Origin of the sequence: Paraconexibacter sp., from assembly GCF_041602235.1 — a bacterium.
Lineage (GTDB): Bacteria > Actinomycetota > Thermoleophilia > Solirubrobacterales > Solirubrobacteraceae > Paraconexibacter.
The window spans coordinates 1-1,765 of sequence record NZ_JBFIGP010000469.1 but is presented as its reverse complement, the minus strand read 5'-3'; the positions used below and the strand labels follow the sequence as shown (position 1 = coordinate 1,765).

Here is a 1,765-nt window from a genome sequence, read left to right as displayed (position 1 = left end):
GCCCTCAGGCCTGCACGACCGGCAGCTCGAACCGCCCGGGGGGCGCCGCCGGTCCCGACGGCTCCGTGGGTGCCGCAGCGGCCATCGCCATCGGCAGCGGCTTCTGCGGGCGCAGGGCGAGCAGTCGGCCGGCGACGGCATCGATGGCGGCCGCGGCGGGATCCTCGGGGTGGGCGACGACCACCGGTTGCCCGTCGTCGGCCTGCTCGCGCGTGGCGACGGTCAGCGGGATCTGCCCGAGGAGCGGGACGTCGAGCTCCTGCGCCAGCGCCGCGCCGCCGCCGCTGCCGAAGATCGCGTGGTGGCGGCCGGTGTCGTCGACGTAGTCCGACATGTTCTCGATGACGCCGACGAGCTCGTGCTCGAGTCCCGTCGCCATGCGCGCGGCGCGACGGGCCACGCCGTGCGACGCGGCCTGCGGCGTGGTCACGATGACGAACCGCGCCTGCGGCAGCAGTTCGGCGAGGGAGATCGAGACGTCGCCGGTGCCCGGCGGCAGGTCGACCACGAGAACGTCCAGGGAACCCCAGGCCACGTCCTGCAGGAACTGCGCGAGCACCTTGTGGAGCATCGGCCCGCGCCAGACGACCGCCGAGTCCTCCTCGATGAAGAAGCCGATCGACATCACGCTCATGCCGTCGGCGGTGCGCGGCGGGATGAGCTTGCGCTCGGGCGACACCGTCGGCTTCTCACGGATGCCGAGCATGCGGGGGAGGCTGTAGCCCCAGACGTCGGCGTCCAGGACGCCGACCGTGTGGCCGCGGGCGTGCATGGCGGCCGCGAGGTTCATCGACAGCGTCGACTTGCCGACGCCGCCCTTGCCGGAGGCCACGCAGACCACCATGCCGACCTCGGCGAGCGCCCCGTCGGGCAGTTCCGCGCGCCCGAGGCGCTGCTGCAGCGCCGCGCGCTCGGCGTCGTCCAGGACGCCGAAGCTCACGTCGACGGACGTGACCCCCTCGATCGGTGCGAGCGCCTCGCGGACGGCCTGCTCGAACTGGGAGCGGATCGGGCATCCCGGGGTCGTCAGTGCGATCTCGATGGAGGCGACGCCGTCGCGCACCGTGGCCGTCCGCACCATGCCCAGCTCGACGATGGAGCGCCGCAGCTCCGGGTCGACGATCGGTCGTAGAGCTTCGAGGACCCGGGCCTCGAGGTCCGGCTCGTCGTCGGGCATGGTCTCGCGGCGCGAGCGGCGTCCGATCATTGTTCAACCATATGGGCAAATAGCGCAGGAATGCAACCGGCGTCCGGCCGCGGCGGCTACGGGCGGAAGGGCTGCAGCCGCGGGTAGGCCCCGGCGCGGTACGGCTGGTTGTCCGCGGCGTCCCCCGGCTCCGTGTAGGCGTTGCTCGAGAACGCTCCGGGCCCGCCGAACCCCGTGCCGGGCTCCACGAAGATGTTGAACCGCACGTAGCTGCCCTTCGCGTCGCCGCGAGCGCCGATCCCCGCGGTGTTGGCGAACCACGCCGAGACGGTCCGGCGTCGCTGCGAGAGGTAGCCGACGATCGGCACCAGGTTGGCCAGCGCCGGCTCCAAGCGGTCGAGCAGCGGGCCGGCGGCGGCGAGCGCCGGCCGGGCGGCGCGGAGCGTCGGTGTCGCCGCGGCCCGCAGGGCGGGCAGTCCGGCGACGACCGCGCGCGCACTCCGGGCCACCGGACGCAGGTCGTCGAGCGCCGGCGCCAGGCTCGGTCCCAGCCGTCGCAGATCCGCGACGAGCGGGCGGGCCTCGCCCACGAGCGGCTGGGCCGTGCGCAGCGCGCGG

The 1,765-nt window shown here is 74.3% G+C and carries 1 protein-coding gene and 1 pseudogene; both read right to left on the bottom strand.

Features of this window, described 5'->3' with window-relative positions; all coding sequences use genetic code 11:
- Nucleotides 1–4 precede the first annotated feature (4 nt).
- Entirely contained in the window at nt 5–1,177 is a 1,173-nt protein-coding gene (locus tag ABYE80_RS20525) for an Mrp/NBP35 family ATP-binding protein (RefSeq protein WP_372792263.1), read from the bottom strand.
- 86 nt (nt 1,178–1,263) lie between these two features.
- Nucleotides 1,264–1,765, bottom strand: a pseudogene (locus ABYE80_RS20520) (hypothetical protein); the annotation flags it as partial.